The organism is Arcticibacter sp., from assembly GCF_045629565.1.
Lineage (GTDB): Bacteria > Bacteroidota > Bacteroidia > Sphingobacteriales > Sphingobacteriaceae > Arcticibacter.
On the sequence record NZ_JAZQRL010000115.1, the window covers coordinates 1 to 25,337 of the forward strand.

Genomic DNA, 25,337 nt, shown 5'->3' on the forward strand with positions numbered 1-25,337 from the left:
CGCTTCCTTAAAGGAATACCTGGACTATTATAATAATAAAAGAATCAAAAACAGGTTAAAAGGAAAGAGCCCGGTGGAATACCGAGCTCTTGTACTAAAAACTTAATTATTAATCTGTCCAACTTTTAGGGGTCACACCAATCATAGATCACCGGCCCTTCTTCATCATCAGGTATTATTTAATGCCCATGAATAATCTGTCCCAACGGATCTTACTCAGAAAGCTACCTCGCTCATTCCAACTCATCCACACAAACAAAGCTTTTCCCACGATGTGATCTTCTGGAACAAATCCCCAAAAGCGAGAGTCCAATGAGTTATCTCGATTATCACCCATCATCCAATAATAATTCATCTTAAAAGTATAAGATGTAGCAGGCTGCCCATTTATTGATATAGCGTTATCACTACTCAAGTCAATCTTATTCCCCTCATACACCTCAATTGCTCTTCTATAGAGAGGAATGGTAGTACTGTCTAACTTTACTGTCCAACCCTTTTTCGGGATAATTATCGGCCCGAGATTGTCAAAGTTCCACATAAAGCGTGGGTCCTTCGGAAAAACCTCGGTTTCAACCACCGATGTTGGTTGAATATATGGTTTTACATCTCTTACATTGGCCCAGCCTTTGATTTCAGACGCTTGTTCCTCTGTCATGTTGAACAGGTACTCAACGTCTGACTGACGCTGCGCCTCGATATTCATGTCGACTAAGCGCTGAGGATTAAAGTCCGTACCATCAGATACCACTATATGGTATTTTTGGGCAAATTCCGGATTGATCCCTTTTTTTCCATTCACGTAGACCTGGGCATTGATAATACGAACGGTGTCCCCCCCTATTCCAATGCAACGCTTTATGTAATTTTCACGTTTATCGACCGGCCGGTAAAAAGGAGAGTCAGCTTCCATAGGATAATTGAAAACGACAACGTCGTTACGCTCAATTTCCTCAAGTGCTGGTAGCCTATGATAGCCGACCTTTAGACCTTCCCAGTATGCCTTCGTTCCGGTAATAGGCATACTATGGTGTGCAAACGGAAACGCAACTGGAGTCATGGGTACACGCGCCCCATAATTAACCTTGCTCACGAAGAGGAAGTCGCCAATCAGCAAAGACTTCTCCATTGATCCGGTAGGAATGGTGTAAGCCTCAAGCAAAAAGCTGCGTATAAGGGTGGCTGCTACAACTGCAAAAATGATGGCATCTCCCCACTCACGTGCAGCGGACTTTCTGTAAGGATATTTCTTTCGGAATTCATCCGTAGCAGACGGCCCAAGGTAAACAACATTCTTGTCGAATCCCCACAGAGGGAAAACTACAAAGGGTAAAACGACAGCTGCGATATGGCTTAAAAAAGAGGTTTTACCATAACTTTTAGCAAAGTCTACAGCAAGTCCGAGCCAGACAATCAAGTTTATTACGGGAATCACGAGCAGGATTATCCACCATAGCGGCCTGCCAGTAATTCTCAGCATCACGACCATATTGTAAATGGGAATAAGAGCTTCCCAGCCCTTACGATTAGCTTTCTCAAATAGTTTCCACAATCCAACATGCGTCAGAATGATGAGAATTACGATAAGCAACCATATTCCAGTATTTTCCATGCAGTGTGTATGTTAGTTATTAAAGTCAAATATATTTTCTACAGAGTAGAAGCCTTTTCTACCCTTCAGCCATTCGGCAGCGATAACTGCGCCGAGAGCGAAGCCTGCGCGACTGTGTGCCGTATGCTTAAACTCAATCTCATCGACTTCCGAGCTGTAAATTACTGTATGCGTCCCTGGAACATCTTCAATTCGAAGCGACTCGATTAATAATTGATTAGGCTGATTGGCTACTTGCTCGCCCTCATCAACAAGATTATTTACCCACTCGTCCTTTCTGTCCAGACCCTCCAATATTCCTTCAGCAATCGTAATTGCGGTGCCGCTAGGAGAATCAAGCTTCTGTGTATGGTGAATTTCCTCTACTTGTGCTTCGTATTGAGGATATGGATTCATGACCTTCGCCAGCATTCGGTTCACATAAAAGAAGATATTCACTCCAATACTAAAGTTAGACCCGTAAAGCAGCGTATTGTTACTCTCAATACATCTATCTTTAACTTTTTGCAATTGACCATACCAGCCTGTAGTACCCACCACAAGTGGTACATGTGCCTCAAAACAGATGTCAATGTTCTGCATTACGGAGTGAGGAGTACTGAAGTCAATGGCTACATCAGCATTCCGAAGGTTTTCTACAGTCAGCTGATCAAGGCTGTGTTCGTCAATCTTTAATACAATTTCATGGTTACGATTCTGAGCGAACTGCTCTATGATCTGTCCCATTTTTCCATAACCTAAGAGGGCTATCTTCATCGGAGTATAATTATTTAATAATCAAAGGGCTAACGAGATTTTTATTCCAGGTACAGGAACAAGAGACGCATGAGCAGGTAAACTTTGCAGGGATGGTTTAACTCTAAATGAAAGCTCGTCGGAAACATCCCACCTAAAGAATTTTGCATCCACATATGCGTCAATAATATTGATTGCGTATACGCCAAGACCTACCAGCACACTTAAGTCCCGGTTTCTTCTATAGAAATCTTTCCCGCTCTGCAGTGCCGTATCATCCAAATTCTGATATTGGGGATTTTCCTTTCTGTCGTCAGGTATATTATTATCCCGATTATACCTTACCTGAAGCTCTGTCAAAATATCTCTGTAATAACGTTGATTAAATTCAAATACAAGTGCAGTACCCACAAGGCCCCCATAAATAAAAGGCACTTTCCACCACCTTCCGTTCTTGATCTGACCAAGCCCCGGGACGATTGCAGAACGTCTCGCCGCCTGGCCTGGCATCCTTTCAATCGCCAGCCTGGCTGAATCTTTCACAACAGCCGGCTTATCAGGTGTCTCTCCCGCAACCCTCACCACAGTATCTTTGGGTACTACCGTTTTAGGTTGTCTGGAGTCAGGATTAGCCATTGCGGAATCCACTTTAATCACCACAGTATCTGTCTGCGAAAAGACTGATCCGGTGATCACCATGCACAATAGCAAAAGGAATATCTTGTAAAAACTCATTTACCAGTCTAATAACTCAAGTATGCGGCTCAGATCATCATCTGACATAAAAGGAATTTCAATAGATCCTTTCCCTTTCCCCTGTACCTTCAAGCGAACCTTCGTAGCAAATTTAGATGCTAAGTCATCCTGGATCTTCTGCAATTGGAATGATACAGGTTCTTTTCTTGCCGTTCCTGTCTTCTTCACCCCAGAACGTTGAATATCCCTTACCAACTCCTCCGTCTTCCTTACAGACAAGCCATTCTTTAAAATCTCATTATGAACATAGAGCTGCTTATCCACATCCTCCAAGCCAAGTATAGCTTTCGCATGTCCCATAGAAACATGATTATCGCGTATAGAAGCCTGAATAACCGGAGGGAGTCTAAGCAAACGAATATAATTGGTAACGGTCGACCTGTTCTTACTAACACGGTCTCCAAGCTCTTCCTGCTTCAAATTACACTCGTCAATCATCCTTTGAAAGCTCAGAGCCACTTCTATCGCATTTAGATTTTCACGCTGAATATTCTCAATCAGCGCCATTTCCAACATTTGCTGGTCGTTAGCTGTACGTATATAAGCAGGTATCTCGGTTAATCCGGCAAGCTTCGAAGCTCTCAACCTTCTTTCTCCTGATATCAACTGATAGGAGCCGGAACCCGACTTCCGGACTGTTATTGGCTGAATCAAGCCTTGCAAAACAATAGAATCGGACAATTCCTGCAAAGATGCAGGATCAAATTCCGTTCTTGGCTGAAATGGATTTACTTCGATCTGGGAAATCCTGATCTGCGATATATTTCCTGGAGAAGCATTTGATTCAGCAACCGGAGTACGGACCGGCTGTACACGGTCATTATCATCTAGTAACGCACTTAATCCCTTCCCTAATCCTGTTTTTCTTATCTGCGTCATGAATTAACTGTTGCTTTTTTTAAACCTTTACCATTTGTAAGACCGTTCTTCTTGATGATCTCACGAGCCAAATTAAGATAATTGATAGACCCCTTACAATTCGCATCATGCATAATTACCGAGATGCCATAGCTCGGAGCCTCACTTAAACGTGTATTACGCTGTATGATTGTGTCGAAGACCAACTCGTTAAAGTGAACCTTGACTTCCTCAACCACCTGATTTGAAAGTCTCAACCTCACGTCATACATTGTGAGCAATATTCCTTCAATCTCTAGATTGGGATTCAAACGAGTTTGCACAATCTTGATAGTATTTAACAACTTACCTAAACCTTCTAGCGCAAAATATTCGCACTGAACCGGAATAATAACAGAGTCTGCAGCAGTCAAGGCATTGATTGTAATTAGTCCCAGTGATGGAGAACAGTCAATGATGATAAAATCATAGTCATCTTTCACCTTTTCCAGAACCGTCCTCATCTTGAATTCACGATCAGTTAGGTTGATCATCTCAATTTCAGCACCCACCAAATCGATATGGGCAGGAAGAAGATCCAGATTCGGTGTCTCAGTTGCCTGTATCGCATCCCGCGGATCGACTTCATTTATAATACACTCGTATATACTTGATTTTATTGTACGTGGATCGAAGCCTATTCCAGAAGTTGAATTGGCCTGAGGATCTGCATCGACCAATAACGTTTTATATTCCAGCACAGCTAAACTAGCCGCAAGGTTTATGGATGATGTGGTTTTACCGACTCCCCCTTTTTGATTAGCTAAAGCTATAATCTTACTCATTCCTTGTCCTGTTTCTAACCTATTTTACAATTTACACACTTCGGAAATAGTGATTTAAATTACTATTTTTGACCTCAGCCTGGTTTTCATACCAATCGCCTAAGATACGAACTTTAAACAATTTAATTAGAGAGGCTATATCTCCTTTTAAACATATTATCCACAGATGATCACTATTATCGCCAGTACAAATCGAGCTAATAGCTATAGCCTTCAAACAGCGCAGTACTACCAAAGAATGATTGAAAAAAATGGACATGAAGCTTCCATTATGTCACTTGATTTGCTTCCTGATGATATTATACATGCAGACATGTATGACAAACAAAAGCCTGCAAGCTTCGAACCGTTTCAATCTATCATAACCAAGACTGATAAATTTCTCTTCGTCATACCCGAGTATAACGGCAGCTTTCCGGGTATCCTTAAAGTGATGGTCGATACCTGTCGTTTTCCCGAGAGTTTTTATGGTAAAAAGGCGGGCTTAGTGGGGGTTTCTACCGGAAAGTATGGTAACATTCGCGGATTAGATCATTTCACAGGCATTTGTCACTACCTGAATATTACATTGCTGCCATTAAAGATTCACATCCCCTATATTCATAAAGAACTTGACGCTGAAGGAAATTTCTTTCAACCGGATACACTCAAGTTCACAAAACAGCAAATAGATCAGTTTATCGCCTTCTAATAAATTTAACACACATCATACCTCTAATTGGAGACTTTCAGCAGCCAACAGACCGCTATATTTGAAGAAGCTTCTTCAGCTTGGTATAACCTGTTTTACTTACAGGCAGCTTATCTCCCGATTTTAAAATAAGCTTATAGGACTCTTTCTCATAAGGAACCAGTCCTGTAATAAACGATACCTGAACGATAAACGAGCGATGCACCCGAACAAATTGCTTGTCGTCAAGATTCGTTTCAAAGAACTGCATCGTTTTGTTTTTCAAGAACGTACCATCTTTTGTATTGATCTTCACATAGTCATCGTAGGCCTCCAAAAAGATAATATCAGTTGACGGAATGATCTTGATAGTACTACCTACTTTCACAACAATACGTTCGTTGTAAGAAGGCGCAGCCGCGTTACTATCCATTAAAGATTGAACATGCTGCTTTGTCTCTTCGAGGTGCTGCTTTTCCAGCCACCTGTCTACAGCTACTTTAAAGCGCACCTTAGCAAAAGGTTTCAACAGATAGTCTACAGCATATGTTTCAAAGGCCTTGATCGCATACTCGTCAAAAGCGGATGTAAAGATGACAGCTGGTCGCGAATCCAGAAGCTCGAGCATCTCGAAACCGGTTATTTTAGGCATCTGGATGTCCAGAAAAATCAGATCAGGTTGATGCTGAGCTATAGCTTTGACACCCTCAAAGCCGTCCCCGCATTCAGCCACTACTTCAATTTCCGGATAGTCCTCAAGATATTCTTTAACTACTTCCCTTGCTAAGGGTTCATCATCTATCAATATTGCCCTGGTCATATTTGTGGGATTCTTACTACTGTTGTAAAAATATCATTTTCTCCGCTTGTTTCCAGCAGATCGGTGCGTGCAAAAAGTAAATATAGTCGTCTTTTGATCCCGGTTATTCCAAAACCTGTTCCGCTCTTCGGTCTCACGGTGTCAACGTCGTAAGGGTTGCGGATACTGATCTCCAGATACTGGTTTACGCAACGCGCTTCTATACTGATAGTTACCTCCCCAGTTGTATCATAAAGTCCGAACTTAATCGCGTTCTCAACCAGGGGCTGCAGCAACATGGCTGGCAGAACTAGCTTGCCACATTTCTCATCCCGAATGATTTCGGTATTCAGTCGGTGCCCAAACCGAACTTTTTCTATGTCAAGATATAGCTGAAGATGCTGAAACTCTTCCTCAAGAGTCACCACCTCATTTTCTTCTTTCCGGAGAGTGCCTCGTAAAAAATCCGACAACTGATAAATCATCGTCCTTGCCTCCTCGGGCCGACGACCAATTAAAGCGCTTATCGAATTTAGACTATTAAACAAGAAATGCGGTTGAAGTTGCTGACGCAAGTTAAAAAGCTCCGCTTCACGGGCAAGCTTCTCTGCATCCCGCTTCCTTCGTTCATTTTCTTTCTGCTCCTGTTGCGTATAATACAGCATACTGATCAAAGCAGATCCGCAGATCAAAAGAAAACCTGTGCTGCCCCTCATGAGCAGTGAGCTATTCAGCACATCCGCATAAACCTCTTCTCCCTTTAAAATATACAGCAATAGCCATCTAGAAAGAAAAAGCCACATCCCCGCAAGAAGGGCACACCATGCAACGATGTTCAAATACTGCCCCTTTCCTGGTTGATAAAAGCGCAGTGTGTTACTAACAACCGATGAAGCCAGCAGCAGTAAGGTATTACAGATGACCGCATCAATGACCGAAACCTTTACACTAAAACCAAGCAAATATAACGACCCGGCATGCATGGCTGTCCACACGAGCCATGCGACACCGATGTAGGTAATCACGCGTGTCGATGAGAATGAAGATACTGACACAACTCCCTAATTAATAGCTACGGATATCTATTCCACCAAATACCGATGTTCCTCTTAAAATGACCACTTTGTCGTCAGCGAGATGAATAGCCTGTACGATGGGACGCTTATCCTCAATACCGCCGAATAAAGCAGCCAGGTCAGAAGAAACCTTCCATTGCGGAGGAAGTATCAACTTAGTACCCCCAAATACTTGCGTAATATCGATAATAATTGTACCGTGAATATCAGCCTGGGTGAGATTAATCTCTGCACCGCCCATTATGGTCACGATGTCCCCGCCTTTGAAATTTTTCGATACAATATTCTTCTTGATCCCCCCAAAGATGGAAACCGTATCCAGATAATCTTCCGGACCATCGGCAATTCCAGCCTGATATTGCTGCTCAGAAGAAGAAGCCGAGCTGAATGAACTATCACCCGAATCCTTCGACGGTTCCTCCTCCGTAGTGACGCCATCGACAATAACAGGTTCCTCTTTCGGCACATTAACGCGCTTGTCCCAAACCACATCATTTCGCATTCTGCCCCGATTTACAAAATGCTTATTAAACTTCGTCTTCCCCAGTATCAGGTAAAGTCCCAGTCCGATAATAATACACGGAAATACAAAATCTTGAAGATCGATTCCCGGAATTATCCTTCCCAGGAGAAATAACACGCCAAGGCAGATTAAAATAATAGACCCTGGATTCCTGTAGTTGTGCCGACTTCCGGTAAACACCCCGATGAGTATCAAAACCATCGGCCAACTCGTTATCCAGTCCGGAATGAAACCACCAAATGAACGTATTAAGAGAACAATTCCCAGAATTAAGAATATGAGCCCTGCCCACTGCTTCCCCGCTGCCTTCTTCTTATTATATATTGGATTTGAATTTTCCATTCTTAATCTTTTTATCAAATATAGACGGAACCGGCGGTCCCGGCAATAGCCAATAGGTTGAACCAGACGAAAACTCGGTAAAAGACCAAAAAAGATCGGTGAAGTTACTATCCCTGGTTACACCTTAGTGATCTCGCAAAGAGTAATCAACACCTTCCACCAGTAAGATCCCATCTACACGGAAATTGGCCACTTCCTTAGCGGTGCTGTTAAAGCCGGCAATAAAACAGCGGGATGAAATGAGCGATTCTGAAGGCAGCCTTTAACAAAAAAAGGGGCCGGTCATAAGACCACCCCTTCTTAAAATCTATAGACCGTAATTAGTATACGTTAGTTCCAGGAGTCCAGCTCGCCCAGCCAGACGTCCAGTCTGTCGTATCCATGGCGCCTCTGAAAGCAACTGTTTCAAATCCTGTCAGATCATTAAAATTTGCACCGGTTTTAGCAGGCGAAGCGCTTGCCAATAACAGGTTAGGAGCTGTGAGGCTGGTGCTCATGATTCCTGCAGCCGCGGCGTTTGTCAAGGCTACATTACCATTTGATGCCGAAGTAACAAATGTCGCAAGCGCAGCATTATTAGCAAAGTTAGCACCTGCGTCATTTGCTTTGAAAGCGGCTTCGTTTGCAAACACTAAATTGTTTTTAAATTCAGATTCACCAAGGAATAAACGATCTCCTGCTTTAGGAGTCGCAAGTTCCAAACCACCTTTCAAGTGATCAATGATAATCGAGTTGCGCAACACGAATGCAGTTCCTTTCCTGAAAATCACACCGGCGTTATGCTTAGCGTTTGCACCTGGTCCCGGACCAATAAAAGTAAAGTTGGACAAAACTGGTTTGTTTACCGGAGTTACATCAACTGTACTTCCATTATCACACTCAATTCCGTTTGAAGCGCCACTTGATGAGTTGTCAAAAACTAAAGGGTCTTTAATCGAAATCGCATACTGAATACGACCGCTGTATCCGAACTCAAAGTCAAAATCGTCGTCAGTACATCTGTAGGCAATAAGATTCTTAGCATTTACGGTCCCTCCGAAAAATTCGAATCCGTCGTCACCACCAAAAGATACCTGAATATTCTCCAGAACTGTACCAGAGCCCACGCCTGCCAACGTTAAGCTATTTATTTCTCTGTCAGTACCATACGCAATACCTGCATATTCAATTCGCACATATTTCAATATACCTGAGTTATCATTAGCATCCGTACCACCGTAGTTAGCGACATCAGCTCCCAAAATACCTGATTCATATTGAGAGGTTCCCCCAGCAACATTAATGGGAGCCTTTCCACAAAGAATAACACCTGCCCAATCTCCTATTTCGCGTTGTCCAGCCGATTGATTAGACGTGAACACTATTGGCTTGCTTGCCGTACCCGCAGCATTAATCTTTCCACCTCTTTCAACTATAAGCGCCGCCTTAGTAGCTTTATCGCCTTTTATAGTTGTTCCTGGCTCAATGGTAAGCGTAACACCATCCATTACCCGGACCAGGCCGCTTAGGGTCCAGGCTTTATCCGCTGTCAGAATAGTATTCGTTTTGATATCGCCAGACAGTGTCGCAGGCTCAACTTCAATCGGATCTTCTCCATTGTCATCGCTACTACAAGAAGTAAGGATAGTAGCAAAGCCAAACATAGCTATCGCTAAAAATTTCAATTTTTTCATCTTTATGTTTCGTTATAGGTCAAAAATATTCTCTCCAGGTTGCCTTAGATTAAAGACATTATTATCAAATTGTTAATTAAAAATTATACCCCAATGACAAGCTGAAATTCGAACCATACTTAATAGTGCGTATGGACTGGTCTGAACCCGGATTATATTTCTTATCATGGTTATTGTCCTGATAGAGAACAGCTTTTTGATTTAACAGATCACCGACGTTTATTTTAACATCTGCACGATTATTAAATAATTTGCGGGATACCTGTAGATCAATCACGTCTCTTGGATTTTCATAGATATCAGGATATTCATACACAAAATCACTGGACTCATATCTGCCAAACCCAACTATATTAATACGTCTCCCGATACGATTATACAGCACATTAAAGCCCCATTTATTATCATTATACTGAATACCTCCGTTAATCAGATAAGGCGATTGCCCTTGCAGAGCACGGCTTTCGCTAATATTGGCGAACAATTGCCTGTCAAGCTTCACGTCAGACTTCATTATAGCCAGGTTAGCGTAAACCGATGTATTATTGAAAAAATCCGATTCCTTAATAAAACCCAAACGCTGGCGCAGCTCCATTTCTACCCCCAGCAATGTGGCTTCCGTCGCATTCTGAAATGATGCGGCCTTACTTGCTGCCACAGTACCCTGGTTAAATACCTGCTCAATTGGATTTTTAAATTGCTTATAGAAGCCTGTCAATGAAAATATTTGACCGCCCTGAGAAAAGTGTTCAAATCGCAGGTCGAAATTGTTTATCCGCGATCTTCTAAGTTTATTGTTACCAATAATAACGTTGTTACTCTCGAAATCGAAGAAAGAAAAAGGAGCAAGCTCTCTGAATTCAGCACGCGCAACGGTATTAGAGTAACTCGCCCGAACGTTCGTCTTATCGTCGAGGCTGAAGATTAAATTAGCCGATGGTAATAAATCAACATAACTATTATCCACAGTAATAGGTGTCCCCAATACTGTTGCCGAATTCAACTTCTCGTGATAAGATTCGATTCTTAAGCCCCAGTTAAGCTTCCATTTCGGAGCCAGTTCATTAGTCAACATGACGTAACCAGCATTCAGTAATACATTTGCGTCATACGTATTACTTGGATTGGTGATCTCATCAAATATAAATCCCGTCCTGCTGATATTTTCGGCCGAAAATATCTGTTCCTGTGGTAAAGATAAATAACTCTCACTTTCAGCATTCGCGGTTGTCCTCACATAGCCTAACTCCCTTGCAGAAAAATCGCGGGTTCTGTACTGAGATAATGCACCCACTTTAATTGTTTGATCGAGTTCTGCGAGTTTAAATGGATGAGTATAGTTGATAGCACCCGCATAAACGTAATCCTGCAAATCAGAATAAAAGCGTCCAGCGTTTTTAGTACTGGCAGAACCTGTGTTGACACTCGCCTTGAAAGGCTCAGAAGAACCACTGGGCCTTGAGTAAAACACCCTTCTGAGATCAGGTTGATCCTGATTACTGGAGCTGAATGAAGCATTCCAATCTAGCTTTTGCTTGTTTCCAAAAGAATGTTCACCTTCCAGGATAGAACTTAGTAAGGACTTTTGTAACAGTTGAAACTGAGAATTCCGGTTATCGAAATTTGGCTCTTCCAGAGCAACTCCCACACGGTTAGTATAAGCATCATCGAAAACACGGTTGTAGATATTTTTAAAAGCAATTTTGGAATTTTTGAATGCATACGCAAAATTAGCCAGACCGCCTACGTTTATACTGTTCCTATAAACATCATCCGTAAAGCTGAAAGACTCATCACCAATCTGCTCAATATCTGCTCTGGTTTGGTCAGTAATTGAATTACCATTGCGGTAAGACAGCGATGCAATGAAACCAAATTTGTTCGTATTTTCCAGAATGTACGAATTACCGTAAGTGAATTGCACACTCTGATTTGGCAATGCTGCTCCATAATCCTCCACTCCCCAGTTATTCTTAAATGCCTTTGTATAAGCAACACGCTGATCCAAAGATGAGTTCACGTAGTTCTTTCTATTGGATGGGAAAGATGATGGCATAGCTCTCAACCCGTCATCGAACCCTAAAAAATCGAGCCCGCCTCTTTTGCCCCCTTTAAAATCTTTGAAGGTCGACTGTGTGTTGTATGATGCACTATAGTTTAGACTAATTAATTCTTTATCAGGAAAATCCCTTGTTTTGATCTGAATAACACCTCCGGCGAAATCCCCTGGAAGATCGGCCGCAGCCGTCTTATTCACAACAATTTGATCCACTAAATTGGAAGGAATAATATCAAACGAGAACGCTTTACGATCCGGCTCAGAACTCGGCAACGGAGCGTTATTCAGAAGCGTTGTATTATAACGGTCGCTTAAGCCACGTATTAAAAGAAACTTATTTTCCTGTATACTCGCACCACTTACTCGCTTCAATACATCACTTGTATTCCTGTCGGGCGATCTTCTGATCTGTTCAGCGGAAATTCCATCTGAAACCCTCACATTCACCCTTTGCAAAGCATACAATGCACCTACGCTCTCCTGTTTTGCAGAAGCAGTAATCACCACCTCATTCAGGCTGTTCCCTTCAGACTCTTCCATCACAATGTCCGTGTTCGTAACCTGCGATGCCTTTACTAAGATATCCGAAACACTTTTACTGGAATACCCGATATAAGAGAATATCAAAGTATGTTTCCCGGCTGTTAAGCCAGAAATACTGTAGCGGCCTTCAATGTCAGTAGAAGTCCCCTTAGTACTTCCCTGTACCTTTACTGTCAAACCTATCAGGGCCTCACCAGTCTTCTTATCAGTTACCTTTCCGGCAATTTTACCAACAGACTGTGCAGCAGCCGAAAACACATGGAGTGTTAAAAAAATAAAGAGTGCTGTAAATTTTAGATCGAATAATCTTTTCACTTTTGCGTTGTTTTATCATCACAAAAGTATTACCACAATGTTAACCCCGTGTTAGAGGTTAATTACCAATGCGTAAGCATAACATTAACTTATTGTTAACGACTTTTCAACAGCCCTACCTTTCTGAAAATAATATCCATCAGCCACAGAGGCCCATCCAGCAATGATCTCAAGCTTGATGAAGCATCAGGAGTCGTACGTTCACCACGATGTCCCGCTACCTGCGCCAGTAGGGCTGGCAGTAGTATGGCCATCGGAATAATATGTAATTCCGGACCGCCCTGTAAATGAAACTTCTCCAAAGAAACGATTATTACAGAAAATGCAAATACCAATAGCAATAGGCCATAAGTTAGAAACGGCGACATCCGGTAATAATAATAAAACGTTCCCGCTATCAGAAACGAAGCCCAGTTCAGAAAACCGTTAAATTTTCCGAGAAGATCCAAATGGGGAAAAGGAATAGCCCAGACTATGGCCAGCACAGAAAAGCTAACAAGCGGAATGGTGATATAATGGATGAGCTTATTCGTAGCAGTCGTATGACTTTCAGAAAAGCGGCTGATAATGCTGCCGATTGGACTCGAATCTATCGTATTTTTCTTGCTCATGTATCAATAAAAAAGCCAGTCTTCCCTCAACGAGGAAAGACTGGCTCAAAACTAATACTATTTCGCGTAAGAAACAGAACGTGTTTCGCGGATAACCGTAACTTTAATCTGACCAGGATAAGTCATCTCTGTTTGTATACGGTTTGAAATATCGGTAGCAAGTATCTCAGACTGCGCATCTGTGATACGCTCACTTTCTACCACAACACGTAACTCACGCCCAGCCTGAATAGCAAAAGTCTTCTCAACACCAGGGTATGAAAGCGCCAGCGCCTCCAGTTCCTTCAATCGTTTGATATAGCTTTCAACAACCTCACGGCGGGCACCCGGACGAGCACCTGAAATCGCGTCACAAGCCTGTACGATCGGTGAGATCATTGAAGTCATCTCCACCTCATCGTGGTGAGCTCCGATCGCATTACATACTTCCGGATGTTCCTTATATTTTTCTGCAAGCTGCATTCCCAGGATAGCATGTGGTAATTCCGGATTATCATCAGGTACCTTACCAATATCATGTAGTAATCCGGCACGCTTCGCGAGCTTCACATTCAAGCCGAGTTCAGAAGCCATTGTCGCGCAGAAGTTCGCAACCTCCCTGGAGTGCTGTAATAAATTCTGTCCGTAAGATGAACGGTAACGCATACGCCCGACCATTCTGATCAATTCCGGATGCAAACCATGAATCCCCAGATCAATAACCGTACGTTCACCTATCTCGACGATTTCATCCTCAATCTGCTTTTTAGTTTTTGCCACTACCTCTTCGATACGAGCCGGGTGAATACGCCCGTCAGTAACCAAACGATGTAATGCTAACCGGGCAATTTCCCGTCTAACAGGATCAAATCCTGAAAGAATGATCGCCTCAGGCGTATCATCCACAATAATCTCCACTCCGGTAGCGGCTTCCAACGCACGTATATTACGTCCTTCACGGCCAATAACACGTCCCTTTATTTCATCATTCTCAATATTGAAAATTGAAACCGTATTTTCTATAGCCGACTCAGTAGCCGTACGTTGTATCGTCTGAATAACAACCTTTTTAGCTTCCTTACTCGCGGTCAGCTTGGCCTCGTCCACAATATCTTTAATCTGGATCATGGCTTTAGAACGCGCTTCCTCACGGAGGCTGTCTACCAGCTGATTCTTCGCTTCCTCTGCAGAAAGACCGGCAATTGCTTCCAGTTTAGTAATATGCTCGAGCTTAAGCTGCTCCACTTCCTCCTGTTTAGCCTTCGAAGTTTCAATCTGTTTTTCCAGATTCTTCCTTAAATTATCAAGTTCCTGATCTTTCCTGTTTGCGTTCTCCAGCTTCTGGTTCAGAGACTGCTCCTTTTGCTTGATAGAATTCTCGCGCTGATTGATGGCATTGTTGCGGGCATTAACTTCCTGCTCATGATCCGCTTTCAACTGCAAAAACTTCTCCTTAGCCTCAAGAAGCTTATTCTTCTTTAATATCTCCGCGTTATTTTCCGCGTCCTTTAGAATCTTTTTTACCTTGTTTTGTGCTGAAAGCTCCTGACTTTTCAACAATTTCCGGAGCATATATCTCCCTATCACTATCCCTACAGCAACACCTAATAAAATGTAAAGTACTATATCCATATTCTTTTAAATAAAAAAACCGCAGTTAAACTTGAACCTCATGTACTGTAAAACTTCATCAATTTAAGATTAGAGTATTAATCATAATCAAGTGGTCTTGCCAGGTGATTTACATTTTTTAACTCTTTTGATATTGAAGCGTTAAGTTTAATACAATAGTGAAACTCAAGAATTAACTGCGGTTAAGTCTTAATGCCCTGTATTATATAAAGAACGAATATTACTTGGAAAAGAAATTGGTAAGCAACTGATCTAGCTTATAAACAGTTTCAGAAGCCTCCGTATCACCCTCTGATAATTTCTTCTCTGCCCTTAATGTCGCTGTCGCGTAATGCAGCACACTCATGGATAGCAAATCCTGTTTATCCCTAACCGCATAATTGTCTTGATATTCCTTTATACGGTCATTAATCATCTTAGCTGCCTTCCTCACTATTTCTTCCTCTTCCATATTTATCTTTAAAGGATAAACACGGTCAGCAATATTTATTTTTATGGAGATCTCTCCCATTGAGCTTTTGTTTCACGATTACATTACTTTTTCAGTAATACAATGCACTTATCTATTTCCCGCACAAATTCGCTAATTTTTTGCTTTATGTCAAGCGTTTTTTCATCGGGACTTATCTTTTTTACTGTTATCCCCTCCAATGACCGTGCTAATTTCAGCACTTTCATCTTCTCTTCCATCTCCACAGCCTTGGTCTTGCCTGTTTCTACAGCTACCTGCAGTGATTGGTTTTCCAGCTTTAACAGGTCATTTTCTTCCTGCAAAGCCTCACAAAGCTCAATCAACCGCTGAGTCCTGTCTAATACACTATTCAATTGTCCGGCAAGCGACATACTTCAATTTAACTTTTAAAATTAATTCAGAATCAAACCTCGCTACTTTCTGATTTCTGCCTGAACTTCTTTCCCGAAAGTAAAGATTAATTTATTCATTACCGAATCTATTTGTTTATCGGTAAGCGTTTTTTCTTCATCCTGCAGCATAAAACTAATCGCGTATGATTTCTTTCCCGCAGGAAGCTTATCCCCCTCATATACGTCGAACACATTTACCTCTTTCAGTAAGGATTTCTCCGTCCTGAAGGCCAGTTGCTTCAACTGACTAAAAGTTACAGTCCGGTCTATAAGAAGCGACAGATCTCTCCTTACTGCCGGAAACTTAGAAACCTCCTGATAGCTGATCTTGTTTTTACGAATCGCCTTCAGAACCATATCCCAGTCAAAATCAGCATAATAAACCGGATTTTCAATATCCATTTTCTTCAGTACATTCTTGGCGACTGAACCAAAGGAAACAAGCGTTTTGTCGCCCTTCTTATATTGTGAAGCCTGACTGAAGAACGCAGAGCTGAATTCCGCTTCACTCAGCCCTTTTACATTCAATCTTCTCATGACAGCATCCACAACCGCTTTCAGGTTATATATACTCACTGGTTTCGAATCGTGATTCCACTGTGCAGACTGTCTCGCACCCGTCATAAAGATTGACAGGCGCTGAGTCTCCGAAAAGGCTGCCGCCTGCTGTTCATAGACTTTACCGAATTCATAAAACTTCAGATCAGCATTTCGTCTGTTTTGGTTATATGCTATCGCCTCCAATCCTGTATAAAGCAAACTTTGCCTCATGACGTCCAAATCACTGCTCAGAGGATTCAATATCTTCACTGCAGTTTCCAGCGAATCCGAATAAGCAGACTTAGTCAACGAATTGGTCAATATCTCCGAAAATGCGTTAGAACTCAGCAACTCGGCAATATGATTTCTGACAGCTTCCTTATCAGGCTTGGTTCCATAGTTCATTGACGCCCTGATCTGGGTTGGAATAGCAATAGTGTTATAACCATAGATCCGCAAAACCTCCTCAATCACGTCCACCTCCCGGGTAACATCTACTTTGTAAGAAGGCACTTCCAGTTCCAATCCGTCTGAGCTTTCCGAAACCACACGAATACCAAGAGCTTCAATGATATCTCTCACAGTTTCCTTCGGAATTTCTTCACCGATCAGTCGATTCGTACGCAAGAAGCTCAGAGAAACAGCGAAAGGACTAACCGTGTTCGGATAAAAGTCGGCGATTTCTGATGAAATCTCCCCACCTGCAACTTCTTTGATCAGCATAGCCGCACGCTTAAGTGCATAGACCGTCATTTCAGGGTCCGTGCCGCGCTCAAAACGAAAAGATGCATCTGTCTTCAGTCCGTACCGCTTTGATGTCTTACGCACAGACACAGCGTTGAAGTACGCACTTTCCAAAAATACCGAAGTGGTGGTTTCCTTAACACCCGATTCAGCTCCTCCGAAAACCCCGGCAATACACATCGGTCTCTCTGCATTACAGATCATCAGGTCATCCTGGTGCAGCTTCCGCGTCACTCCATCAAGCGTAACGAACTCTTCCCCATCCTCCGCATTCCTTACTACCACCTTCCCGCCTGTAATAGCGGATGAGTCAAAAGCATGCAAAGGTTGTCCAAGTTCATGTAATACATAATTGGTTACATCCACAACATTATTTATAGGACGTACACCTATGACCTGCAGTTTTTCCTTCAGCCATTCCGGAGATTCAGTTACCTGAACGCCGGTGATTGTTAAAGAAGAATAACGCGGACATGCCTCGTCATTCATCACGTCAACAGGTATAGGCAACTTAAGGTTATCCGGCTTAAATCCGGAAACATCCGGCATCGTAATCTCTTTACGCAGATATGCTGCCAGGTCCCGTGCAACTCCCAGATGAGAAGCCGCATCCGCCCGGTTAGGCGTAAGACCTATTTCAAACAGATAATCGTCTTTAATTTCAAAAAACACTCCTGCTGCCGTTCCGGGAACCGCTGATTCGTCCAGCACCATAATTCCCTCATGTGAGTGCCCCAACCCAATCTCATCCTCCGCACATATCATACCTTCCGAAACCTCACCGCGTATCTTCGACTTGCTGATCTTGAAAGGCTCTCCCGTTACGGGATAAACCGTTGTGCCTACCGTAGCCACGATCACTTTCTGCCCCGCAGCAACATTCGCAGCGCCGCATACCACCTGCAGATCTTCAGCTCGCCCGACGTCCACCTTGGTGATCCTTAACCGGTCAGCATTCGGATGCTGAACGCAATCCTTCACATATCCAACCACCAGCCCTTCCAGTCCCCCGGGAATGGCCTGCACTTTGTCCAGGCTCTCCACTTCCAGACCTATATCCGTCAGAATCAGTGATATCTCTTCAGGCGTTTTGGATGTTTGAATAAATTGACTTAACCAGTTATATGAAATCTTCATTTAATTATCGACTAATAAAGCACAAAGATAGAAAATACAGCAAAATAACCGTAATTACATCAAACCCTCATCAGCGAAACTTAAATAACCGGAGTCTGTGAATATGAGATGATCCAATACAGATATATCAAGAAGATCGCCTGCGTCTTTCAACTTCCTTGTAAGCTGAAGATCCGCCTGACTCGGCTTGACGTTGCCCGAAGGATGGTTATGACCGAGTATGATGCTGGCAGAATGATTCTCCAGCGCTGTCTGAAATATTATTTTCGGGTCCGCTATCGTTCCGGCCTGTCCTCCTTTGCTGATCAGATGCCTGGACAACACTTTGTTCGAGCGGTTCAAAAGCACAATCCAGAACTCTTCGTGGTTCAGATCAGAGAATTGCCTCTTCAAAAGTTCATACACATCCCTGCTGGACGATATTTGATCGGGACGGCTGGTGCTGCTTTCCCTTCTTCTCCTCCCGAGCTCAAGAGCAGCAATAATACTGATGGCTTTAGCCTCGCCAATTCCTTTAAACTTGGAAAGCTCAGAAACAGACAGCTTCCCCAATTTCTCCAGATCATTCTCCAGGGATGCAAGGATTCGCCTGCTCAGCTCTACCGCCGTCTCCGATCTACTTCCTGACCCTATTAAAATAGCAATCAGCTCCGCATCAGAAAGACTTCTCCTTCCCTGCGCAACAAGTTTCTCGCGAGGCCTGTCTTCTTCTGCCCATGACTTGATCGTGATCTTTGTATCGTAGCTTTCCATAGCGAAAACTAGATATACACTTTCTAAGAAAAAATGATCTTAAGCATAATAGCAGATCCGCATAGAATAAAACACACAAACCTGAGAGAAACACAAAAACCACAGAAGCCTGAATACAACATTCAAGCTTCTGTGGTTTCAACTACTATTTAAAGAAGAATAGCCTATATAAAACTTAAGCTAGTTTGCTAACAAACTTTGTAAGCTTTGATTTATTGTTTGACGCTTTGTTCTTGTGAATAACATTCTTCTTAGCAAGACGATCCAGCATAGAGATTACTTTAGACAAAAGAGGAGCTGCGTCTTCTTTTGTTGTAGCACTGCGTAATGTCTTTATAGCGTTACGGGTAGTTTTTGCCTGGTAGCGGTTACGTAAGCGCTTCGCTGAGTTTGATCTGATTCTCTTGATCGATGATTTATGATTTGCCATTTGTAAGCTTTTTTCCGTTCCTGTTTTTGGGACTGCAAATATAACCGTATATATTTAATAATCAAACAGGCTGAGTAATTTTCTTGGGTTTATTGTTAAAAATCAAAAAAATCATTCAGAAACGACTTCTTCTTCTTGTGCGGATACCGCTTATCATAGTCCTTATCATACTCATTATAGCCATACCGTTTGTAGTCACTTTCGTAATTATCTTTCCTGGAATAATGGTTCGCCGAATGTTCAATGATCTTATCTAACTCTCCGCGGTCTAACCATATTCCACGGCACTTCGGACAATAATCAATCTCGACGCCATTCTTTTCACTCATTAGCAGAGTCTCATTGCAACTAGGACATTTCATCGTAATCTTTGGTTATTTGGTGTAAATGTTAAAGAAAGAAACGCAAAGAAATAATCCTTCGTACCCTGTAACGATTAAAATACGATAAGAGAATTCTTACCTTTAACAGCATACATCATCGCATAAAACGTACACGGGGATTTGAACTTCTTACATGAATCGCAAACCGTATTTGTCGCTCGTATGCTGTACCCTTATACTGACGTTGTGCACCTCCTGGGGCTTCTTCGCTCATAAACGTATCAACCGCATGGCAGTCTTTACCCTGCCTGCAGGGATGATCCGTTTCTACAAGAACAACGCAGACTATCTTGCTGAACATTCCACAGATCCCGACAAGCGGCGGTATGCCGATGTCCACGAGGGTCCCCGCCATTTCCTCGACACTGAACGCTATGGCGACTCTCCCTTCGATAGTTTACCTCAACGATGGAAGGATGCTGTAGCCAAGTACACCGAAGACACCCTGGCCACCTACGGCACCGTTCCCTGGCAAATTGAAAGAACATACTATTCTCTCGTCAAGGCATTCGAGCGTAAAGATTCCATCGCGATCCTCCGCATTTCCGCGAATCTCGGACACTACATAGCAGATGCTCATGTACCCTTACACGTTACATGGAACTATAACGGCCAGCTTACCAAACAAACGGGGATACATGGTTTTTGGGAAAGCCGCTTACCCGAATTGTTCAGCGAGAAATATAATTATTTTGTCGGTCGCGCTGAATATATTGCCGATCCACTTAAGGAAGCCTGGATCATCGCCAGAAGTTCTCACAAATACAAGGATAGTGTATTTTCAATCGAAGCAACTCTCAGTAACTCATTTCCTTCAGATAAAAAACACAGCTTCTCTGAACGCAACGGAATCGTCACCAAGCAATACTCCAGCGAGTACTCAGAAGCCTTTCACAACGCACTCAACGGCATGGTAGAACAACAAATGCGGGCCGCAATTAAAAAAACGGGAAGTTATTGGTTCTCCGCCTGGGTAGATGCAGGCCAACCAGATCTTACTTTTTCTTCTTCAAAATCTCAATCAAAGGAGGAATCAGAGAAACGACGATTATTCCGAAAATCACGTAAGTGAAATTTTGCTTGATAATCGGCAATCCACCAAAGTAATAACCGATGAGCAAAAAGCTACAGACCCAGGCAAAAGCGCCTATCACGTTGTAAGACGCAAACCGACCATAACTCATGGTGCCAATACCCGCTATAAAAGGGGCAAATGTGCGAACGATCGGTACAAAACGTGCGTAGATAATCGTCTTACCACCGTGCTTGATATAAAAATTCTGGGTTTTCTCCAGATACTCTTTTTTAAGTAATTTATATTTTCCGCTAAACGCTTTTGGTCCTACATAGTCACCTATATGGTAATTTACCAAGTCACCCAAGATAGCTGCAACAATCAATAAGCCCATCATCAGCACGATATTCAAGCCACTTTCAGGGCGGGCAATGATAGCTCCCGCAGCAAACAACAACGAATCTCCGGGAAGAAAGGGAGTGACGACAAATCCGGTTTCCGCAAAGATGATGATGAATAGAATCAGATATGTCCAGGTCTGATATTCACTTACTATTTCTACAAGGTGCTTGTCAATGTGAAGGATAAAGTCTATTAGGGTCTGAATAAGTTCCAAAGTGTTATATGTTTTTGCAAAAGTATAAATATGTCTGTATTATCCTCCTGTCTGCTTGATTTTGTTACGCTATCTCCTGGGCTGTAAAAAATAACTTATCGCAAGTGAATCTCTTCCGCTCCTACCCGACAGTCCTCTCGTATACATCGTGTAAATGCCAAGTGGCAATGGCTCAAAGTTGAGCGTTGCAGCCGCTACCGTTTCACCAGCCCGATATGCCCGTACAACGGTAGCACCGGTGTCAATTATGGCGTAACCGGCAGTCAAATAATCCAGATTAGAAATAACTCCGCTATCTGCAACCTTGATATCTGCCTTGGATAAATCCGGACTCAGGTTCACAAATCTGATCAAAGCCTTTCCGCCAGCAGGCGTACTAAGCGTGTCTGTCAGGAATACCATCTTCCCATCACCCGACTTTCCTGTCAGGAAAGCAGTGTAATCAGTATCCCTGTTCAGCGTTTGGCTACTACTGGCAATAGCCTGATCCGAGCCAGATCCCGAAGCAAAGGCCGAAAACGTCACATCACCAGAATAGAAAGCATGATAGCCATCAACCGTATCATTATCATAAGACCTATAGCCGTAAGCCCATTCACGATTATCTACCCGGAACTCTACCCCACCAGCAGCGTCGTTATAAACATTCACAAACAGAACATCCGATGTCGTACGGAAAGAATCATCATCTCCCTCCAGACAGGACGTTAATGTTATCGCCAGGAGAATTAAGGTGACATATTTCATAGGGAACGCATTGTACCTCATTCAATAAAGGTAAGGACAGGGCCGCAGATTAGAATAAAAATTCATAAAAAAAGGGCTTTCGCCCTTTCCTTTTAACATTTGACCATCTTATTGCACCAAAACGAATGCTTTCAAAGCACCAGTAGTACCTGCCGGTATCGATGCTTTTCCAGCTAATACAACGGTATAGAACTTTCCAGCCGCTGCGTCCACTTCGGCGGTCACCACTTTATCCTCAGCAGCACCGGCAAGGCGCACGGCGAACTTGTACTTGGCAGGATCTATCTCAGTGAACTCACTGCTTTCCTTATAGGCTTTGGCGTCAGAAAGCAAGCGTCCTCCCTGTAAATACAGGTCATATTCCTCATTAGTTGGACTTAGCTGTACGAACCTGACTTTCACCTTACCGGTTGCAGGAGCCGTACGATCATCGACAGTCACTACCGTCTCCAAAGAATCAGATTCAACTTTATTAGCAAAGAATATAGTGTGATACTTCCCTTCTTCCAGAGCATAAGTCTTGTCCGACAACTTTTGATTTGTCCCGCCGATTGCAGTTTGGAAGAGATGGTTACCTGACCCTGCAGTGTAGTATGGGGAATATTCGCCATAAAGAACCGCTGAGTTAAAAAATGGCCTGCCGTCAACGAATACCTCTACGGAGGGTTGAGACGCCGCTGCATGCACAAAGCTAACCGCTGAAATAGGACCCTGATAATCATCAGAATCATTCTTCAAACACGAAGATAATAATGTTGCCGAAGCAAGCAACGTCAGGCCCATAGACATAAACCTGTTTTTCTTAGGTAGTAAATCGAAAAGTTTCATAGTATAATCCTTTTTATTGTACGCTATTGATGTTAATTAAAGTACGCACGCTATATAAGAAACGATACAGCCGGCTATATAAAATCAAAAGTCCGACCACTTTTTGTGGCCGGACCTTGAAATAGATAGATGAATAAAAATTAATTATGAGAGATCACTCTTGCGTTAACCTCCGTACTTCCGTAGATCAATATGGTATAAATCTTACCGGCAGTAAGGTTTTGAATACTTAAAGATTTAATGGCACTCATATCTGTACTTCCAGCTGTCAAAACACCGATAGTTGTGATACCACCGTCAATCTGTTGGAACCTGGACACATCGCCACGCTCTACGCCTGCTGCAATCTTCGTATTTCCGCTATAAATATCAACTTTCTCTGAAACAGTACTCATGCTGCTTACGTGTACGAAGCGAACCTTCACTTTACCTGAAGCTGGCACAGACAGATCATCTTCTGTAACCTCAATGTCGGCTGAAGAACCGGTTCCGGTTAAAAAGAAAGTATAATTTCTGTTTGACTTCAAATCTTCTTCTTCTGTAGCGAATACATCCGCAGAACCTGATGTGCGAGCCTCGATCTTTCTGTTATTGCCCGAATTGGTAGTCGTAATATAGTCGGTAGACTCCAGATATCCTAAGGCTGAACTATTGACCTTCACATCCTCAATGAATACATCCTGTGCCGGAGACGACTCAGCAGCGTTAACGATCTTTACGTTTACTGATTCTCCTGTTGAAATATCATCATCCGAACATGAGCTTAAACCTAATGTGATGCCCGCCGCAGCGAATAGTAAAAATTTACCTAATGTGTTCTGTTTTTTCATAGTTGTACATTTTATGCTCCGGAACTGCTGTGCGTCTTATCTTTCCCGCCATATAGTCCCATTGCAGGTTATCAAATACCCGCATTATTCAATTATCAGACCACAACCCGCAGATGCACCTTCCTGCCCAAGTCATTCGTACTGATAATCAGAAGCATAAAAAAAACGGAAATAGTTTCCCATTTCCGTTTTTTTACATTAAACGCTTTGTTATTCAACAATTTCCGTTGACAATCTCTACAAGTCTCGGCAGCCGTTCCTTGCCAGATTAACGCAACATGTTGAAATGTATATAAAACTATGCATAAGTGTTCAGCATTACAGGCATCACCAACATCAGCACGTTCTCATTTTCGTCATTCGTCTGCGGAACAAGCAGTCCCGCACGATTAGGGGTACTCATCTCAAGAGTAACTTCTTCTCCGCTCAAGTTATTAAGCATCTCGATCAGGAACCGCGCATTGAAACCGATTTCCAAGTCTTCGCCCTCATACTGACAGCTCAAACGCTCGTGAGCCTCATTGGAGAAGTCGATATCTTCCGAAGATATATTCAGCTCACTTCCGGTAATTTTCAAACGGACCTGATGCGTGGTCTTATTCGCAAAGATCACCACACGGCGCAGAGAGCTCAAGAACAAAGCGCGGTCAATCGTCATACGGTTGTTGTTGTTCTGCGGAATAACGGCCTCGTAATCAGGATAACGCTCATCTATCAGTCTACAGATCAGATTAATATTCCCAAAACGGAAAAAAGCACTTGTATTGTTATACTCAATCGAAACAGCAACATCTTCAGTCGGCAAAGAAGACTTCAACAACGTAAGCGCTTTCTTTGGCAAAATAAACGACGCTGCCTGCTCAGCTTTCGCATCAAAACGACGGTACCTTACCAGTTTGTGTGCGTCAGTAGAAACGAAAGTGAAGTTACTTGGTGTCAATTGGCAATATACGCCTGTCATAGCCGGACGCAACTCGTCGTTGCTCACTGCAAATATGGTTTTATTGATCGCCTCCGCCAGTACCGAAGCAGACAAGCTCACCGAAGAGGCGTTTTCAACGCTCGGGATTTTCGGAAAATCATCGCCATTTTCACCACTAAGCTTGTATTTCCCGTCTCCCGCATTAATTTCAATAGCGAAAGTAGAGTCATCAATATTAAACGCGATAGGCTGATCCGGTAAAGTCTTTAATGTTTCCAGCAGAATCTTTGACGGGATGGCAATCTTGCCTTCCTCTTTCGACTCAACAGGAAGAGACGTGGTCATACTGGTTTGCAGATCGGTCGCGGAGATGGTTAAAATTCCGTCTTTTATCTCAAAAAGAAAATTTTCCAGTATCGGAAGAACAGTGCTGCTGCTTGATGCGCCATTTACTGCCTGTAATTGCTTTAATAAGGTCGAAGTCGAAACTATAAATCTCATATATTGATTGGATATTTTTA

The 25,337-nt window shown here is 42.8% G+C and carries 26 protein-coding genes; 3 read left to right on the top strand and 23 right to left on the bottom strand.

The window, feature by feature from the left end; genetic code table 11:
• On the top strand, positions 1-106 hold a 106-nt coding region (locus tag ACKI5J_RS15905; RefSeq protein ID WP_407430524.1), incomplete at its 5' end, for an IS3 family transposase.
• Between the two features lie 69 nt (positions 107-175).
• Here the strand turns inward: ACKI5J_RS15905 and lepB are convergent.
• The 5 genes from lepB to ACKI5J_RS15930 are packed head-to-tail and all read right to left on the bottom strand — an operon-like array spanning position 176 to position 4,785.
• On the bottom strand, positions 176-1,612 hold the full coding sequence (gene lepB / locus ACKI5J_RS15910; protein ID WP_407430475.1) for a signal peptidase I: 1,437 nt from the start codon (positions 1,610-1,612) through the stop codon (positions 176-178).
• A 12-nt stretch (positions 1,613-1,624) separates the two neighbouring features.
• The gene (gene dapB / locus ACKI5J_RS15915) at positions 1,625-2,368 is read right to left on the bottom strand and encodes a 4-hydroxy-tetrahydrodipicolinate reductase (RefSeq protein WP_407430476.1); all 744 of its coding nucleotides are present in this window, start codon (positions 2,366-2,368) and stop codon (positions 1,625-1,627) included.
• 21 nt (positions 2,369-2,389) lie between these two features.
• Positions 2,390-3,082: a DUF5683 domain-containing protein gene (locus ACKI5J_RS15920; protein WP_407430477.1), complete on the bottom strand. Its 693-nt coding sequence runs from the start codon at positions 3,080-3,082 to the stop codon at positions 2,390-2,392.
• Positions 3,083-3,982 carry a ParB/RepB/Spo0J family partition protein gene (locus ACKI5J_RS15925; protein ID WP_407430478.1) on the bottom strand — a complete coding sequence of 300 codons (900 nt, stop codon included), beginning with the start codon at positions 3,980-3,982 and terminating at the stop codon, positions 3,083-3,085. It lies immediately after the preceding gene.
• Positions 3,979-4,785, bottom strand: coding sequence for a ParA family protein (locus ACKI5J_RS15930; protein ID WP_407430479.1), 807 nt, complete (start codon positions 4,783-4,785; stop codon positions 3,979-3,981). The genes ACKI5J_RS15925 and ACKI5J_RS15930 overlap by 4 nt, the downstream gene beginning before the upstream one ends.
• Before the next feature lie 166 nt (positions 4,786-4,951).
• Here ACKI5J_RS15930 and ACKI5J_RS15935 point away from each other — a divergent pair, with 166 nt between their 5' ends.
• Positions 4,952-5,476, top strand: a complete 525-nt coding sequence (locus ACKI5J_RS15935) for an NADPH-dependent FMN reductase (protein WP_407430480.1) — start codon at positions 4,952-4,954, stop codon at positions 5,474-5,476.
• Between the two features lie 55 nt (positions 5,477-5,531).
• On the opposite strand, the gene ACKI5J_RS15940 is transcribed toward ACKI5J_RS15935, so the two are convergent.
• From ACKI5J_RS15940 to ACKI5J_RS16000, 13 genes are all read right to left on the bottom strand, one after another.
• Entirely contained in the window at positions 5,532-6,275 is a 744-nt protein-coding gene (locus ACKI5J_RS15940) for a LytR/AlgR family response regulator transcription factor (RefSeq protein WP_407430481.1), read from the bottom strand.
• Positions 6,272-7,309: a sensor histidine kinase gene (locus ACKI5J_RS15945; RefSeq protein ID WP_407430482.1), complete on the bottom strand. Its 1,038-nt coding sequence runs from the start codon at positions 7,307-7,309 to the stop codon at positions 6,272-6,274. The genes ACKI5J_RS15940 and ACKI5J_RS15945 overlap by 4 nt, the downstream gene beginning before the upstream one ends.
• Positions 7,310-7,319: 10 nt before the next feature.
• The gene (locus ACKI5J_RS15950) at positions 7,320-8,195 is read right to left on the bottom strand and encodes a LiaF transmembrane domain-containing protein (RefSeq protein WP_407430483.1); all 876 of its coding nucleotides are present in this window, start codon (positions 8,193-8,195) and stop codon (positions 7,320-7,322) included.
• A 320-nt stretch (positions 8,196-8,515) separates the two neighbouring features.
• Entirely contained in the window at positions 8,516-9,868 is a 1,353-nt protein-coding gene (locus ACKI5J_RS15955) for a hypothetical protein (RefSeq protein ID WP_407430484.1), read from the bottom strand.
• A gap of 76 nt (positions 9,869-9,944) precedes the next feature.
• Positions 9,945-12,785, bottom strand: a complete 2,841-nt coding sequence (locus ACKI5J_RS15960; protein WP_407430485.1) for a TonB-dependent receptor domain-containing protein — start codon at positions 12,783-12,785, stop codon at positions 9,945-9,947.
• Between the two features lie 95 nt (positions 12,786-12,880).
• Positions 12,881-13,396 carry an Mpo1-like protein gene (locus ACKI5J_RS15965; RefSeq protein ID WP_407430486.1) on the bottom strand — a complete coding sequence of 172 codons (516 nt, stop codon included), beginning with the start codon at positions 13,394-13,396 and terminating at the stop codon, positions 12,881-12,883.
• A gap of 57 nt (positions 13,397-13,453) precedes the next feature.
• A complete protein-coding gene (rny, locus tag ACKI5J_RS15970; RefSeq protein ID WP_407430487.1) occupies positions 13,454-15,007 on the bottom strand; it encodes a ribonuclease Y in 1,554 nt (517 codons plus the stop codon).
• A gap of 220 nt (positions 15,008-15,227) precedes the next feature.
• Complete coding sequence (locus ACKI5J_RS15975) at positions 15,228-15,518, bottom strand: cell division protein ZapA (RefSeq protein WP_407430488.1); 291 nt, start codon at positions 15,516-15,518, stop codon at positions 15,228-15,230.
• 23 nt (positions 15,519-15,541) lie between these two features.
• Entirely contained in the window at positions 15,542-15,850 is a 309-nt protein-coding gene (locus ACKI5J_RS15980) for a hypothetical protein (RefSeq protein ID WP_407430489.1), read from the bottom strand.
• Between the two features lie 42 nt (positions 15,851-15,892).
• On the bottom strand, positions 15,893-18,292 hold the full coding sequence (gene pheT / locus ACKI5J_RS15985; protein WP_407430490.1) for a phenylalanine--tRNA ligase subunit beta: 2,400 nt from the start codon (positions 18,290-18,292) through the stop codon (positions 15,893-15,895).
• Between the two features lie 54 nt (positions 18,293-18,346).
• Complete coding sequence (gene radC / locus ACKI5J_RS15990; RefSeq protein ID WP_407430491.1) at positions 18,347-19,045, bottom strand: DNA repair protein RadC; 699 nt, start codon at positions 19,043-19,045, stop codon at positions 18,347-18,349.
• A 175-nt stretch (positions 19,046-19,220) separates the two neighbouring features.
• Entirely contained in the window at positions 19,221-19,475 is a 255-nt protein-coding gene (gene rpsT / locus ACKI5J_RS15995; protein ID WP_106293664.1) for a 30S ribosomal protein S20, read from the bottom strand.
• 95 nt (positions 19,476-19,570) lie between these two features.
• Positions 19,571-19,804, bottom strand: a complete 234-nt coding sequence (locus ACKI5J_RS16000; RefSeq protein ID WP_245925502.1) for a zf-TFIIB domain-containing protein — start codon at positions 19,802-19,804, stop codon at positions 19,571-19,573.
• Between the two features lie 187 nt (positions 19,805-19,991).
• On the opposite strand from ACKI5J_RS16000, the gene ACKI5J_RS16005 reads away from it, so the two are divergent.
• On the top strand, positions 19,992-20,930 hold the full coding sequence (locus tag ACKI5J_RS16005) for a zinc dependent phospholipase C family protein (protein ID WP_407430492.1): 939 nt from the start codon (positions 19,992-19,994) through the stop codon (positions 20,928-20,930).
• Here ACKI5J_RS16005 and ACKI5J_RS16010 read toward each other — a convergent pair.
• The 5 genes from ACKI5J_RS16010 to dnaN all read right to left on the bottom strand — a co-directional run bounded on the left by ACKI5J_RS16010 (position 20,854) and on the right by dnaN (position 25,317).
• The gene (locus ACKI5J_RS16010) at positions 20,854-21,489 is read right to left on the bottom strand and encodes a DedA family protein (RefSeq protein ID WP_407430493.1); all 636 of its coding nucleotides are present in this window, start codon (positions 21,487-21,489) and stop codon (positions 20,854-20,856) included. The genes ACKI5J_RS16005 and ACKI5J_RS16010 overlap by 77 nt on opposite strands.
• Before the next feature lie 69 nt (positions 21,490-21,558).
• Complete coding sequence (locus ACKI5J_RS16015) at positions 21,559-22,236, bottom strand: DUF4397 domain-containing protein (protein ID WP_407430494.1); 678 nt, start codon at positions 22,234-22,236, stop codon at positions 21,559-21,561.
• Between the two features lie 108 nt (positions 22,237-22,344).
• On the bottom strand, positions 22,345-23,064 hold the full coding sequence (locus ACKI5J_RS16020) for a DUF4397 domain-containing protein (RefSeq protein ID WP_407430495.1): 720 nt from the start codon (positions 23,062-23,064) through the stop codon (positions 22,345-22,347).
• A gap of 140 nt (positions 23,065-23,204) precedes the next feature.
• On the bottom strand, positions 23,205-23,894 hold the full coding sequence (locus ACKI5J_RS16025; protein WP_407430496.1) for a DUF4397 domain-containing protein: 690 nt from the start codon (positions 23,892-23,894) through the stop codon (positions 23,205-23,207).
• 298 nt (positions 23,895-24,192) lie between these two features.
• Positions 24,193-25,317 (bottom strand): DNA polymerase III subunit beta, encoded by a 1,125-nt coding sequence (dnaN, locus tag ACKI5J_RS16030; RefSeq protein ID WP_407430497.1) that lies wholly within the window; start codon positions 25,315-25,317, stop codon positions 24,193-24,195.
• Positions 25,318-25,337 lie beyond the last annotated feature (20 nt).

Excerpts from the sequence above, each read along its gene's own strand:
- ACKI5J_RS16005 (WP_407430492.1), top strand. The coding sequence starts at position 19,992 with ATGAATCGCAAACCGTATTTGTCGCTCGTATGCTGTACCCTTATACTG.
- ACKI5J_RS15930 (WP_407430479.1), bottom strand. The coding sequence starts at position 4,785 with ATGAGTAAGATTATAGCTTTAGCTAATCAAAAAGGGGGAGTCGGTAAA.
- ACKI5J_RS15925 (WP_407430478.1), bottom strand. The coding sequence starts at position 3,982 with ATGACGCAGATAAGAAAAACAGGATTAGGGAAGGGATTAAGTGCGTTA.
- rny (WP_407430487.1), bottom strand. The coding sequence starts at position 15,007 with ATGGATATAGTACTTTACATTTTATTAGGTGTTGCTGTAGGGATAGTG.
- ACKI5J_RS15980 (WP_407430489.1), bottom strand. The coding sequence starts at position 15,850 with ATGTCGCTTGCCGGACAATTGAATAGTGTATTAGACAGGACTCAGCGG.
- ACKI5J_RS16015 (WP_407430494.1), bottom strand. The coding sequence starts at position 22,236 with ATGAAATATGTCACCTTAATTCTCCTGGCGATAACATTAACGTCCTGT.
- ACKI5J_RS16000 (WP_245925502.1), bottom strand. The coding sequence starts at position 19,804 with ATGAGTGAAAAGAATGGCGTCGAGATTGATTATTGTCCGAAGTGCCGT.
- ACKI5J_RS15955 (WP_407430484.1), bottom strand. The coding sequence starts at position 9,868 with ATGAAAAAATTGAAATTTTTAGCGATAGCTATGTTTGGCTTTGCTACT.
- rpsT (WP_106293664.1), bottom strand. The coding sequence starts at position 19,475 with ATGGCAAATCATAAATCATCGATCAAGAGAATCAGATCAAACTCAGCG.
- dnaN (WP_407430497.1), bottom strand. The coding sequence starts at position 25,317 with ATGAGATTTATAGTTTCGACTTCGACCTTATTAAAGCAATTACAGGCA.
- ACKI5J_RS15950 (WP_407430483.1), bottom strand. The coding sequence starts at position 8,195 with ATGGAAAATTCAAATCCAATATATAATAAGAAGAAGGCAGCGGGGAAG.
- pheT (WP_407430490.1), bottom strand. The coding sequence starts at position 18,292 with ATGAAGATTTCATATAACTGGTTAAGTCAATTTATTCAAACATCCAAA.
- ACKI5J_RS15940 (WP_407430481.1), bottom strand. The coding sequence starts at position 6,275 with ATGACCAGGGCAATATTGATAGATGATGAACCCTTAGCAAGGGAAGTA.
- ACKI5J_RS15935 (WP_407430480.1), top strand. The coding sequence starts at position 4,952 with ATGATCACTATTATCGCCAGTACAAATCGAGCTAATAGCTATAGCCTT.
- lepB (WP_407430475.1), bottom strand. The coding sequence starts at position 1,612 with ATGGAAAATACTGGAATATGGTTGCTTATCGTAATTCTCATCATTCTG.
- radC (WP_407430491.1), bottom strand. The coding sequence starts at position 19,045 with ATGGAAAGCTACGATACAAAGATCACGATCAAGTCATGGGCAGAAGAA.
- ACKI5J_RS15965 (WP_407430486.1), bottom strand. The coding sequence starts at position 13,396 with ATGAGCAAGAAAAATACGATAGATTCGAGTCCAATCGGCAGCATTATC.
- dapB (WP_407430476.1), bottom strand. The coding sequence starts at position 2,368 with ATGAAGATAGCCCTCTTAGGTTATGGAAAAATGGGACAGATCATAGAG.
- ACKI5J_RS16020 (WP_407430495.1), bottom strand. The coding sequence starts at position 23,064 with ATGAAACTTTTCGATTTACTACCTAAGAAAAACAGGTTTATGTCTATG.
- ACKI5J_RS15975 (WP_407430488.1), bottom strand. The coding sequence starts at position 15,518 with ATGGGAGAGATCTCCATAAAAATAAATATTGCTGACCGTGTTTATCCT.
- ACKI5J_RS16025 (WP_407430496.1), bottom strand. The coding sequence starts at position 23,894 with ATGAAAAAACAGAACACATTAGGTAAATTTTTACTATTCGCTGCGGCG.
- ACKI5J_RS15920 (WP_407430477.1), bottom strand. The coding sequence starts at position 3,082 with ATGAGTTTTTACAAGATATTCCTTTTGCTATTGTGCATGGTGATCACC.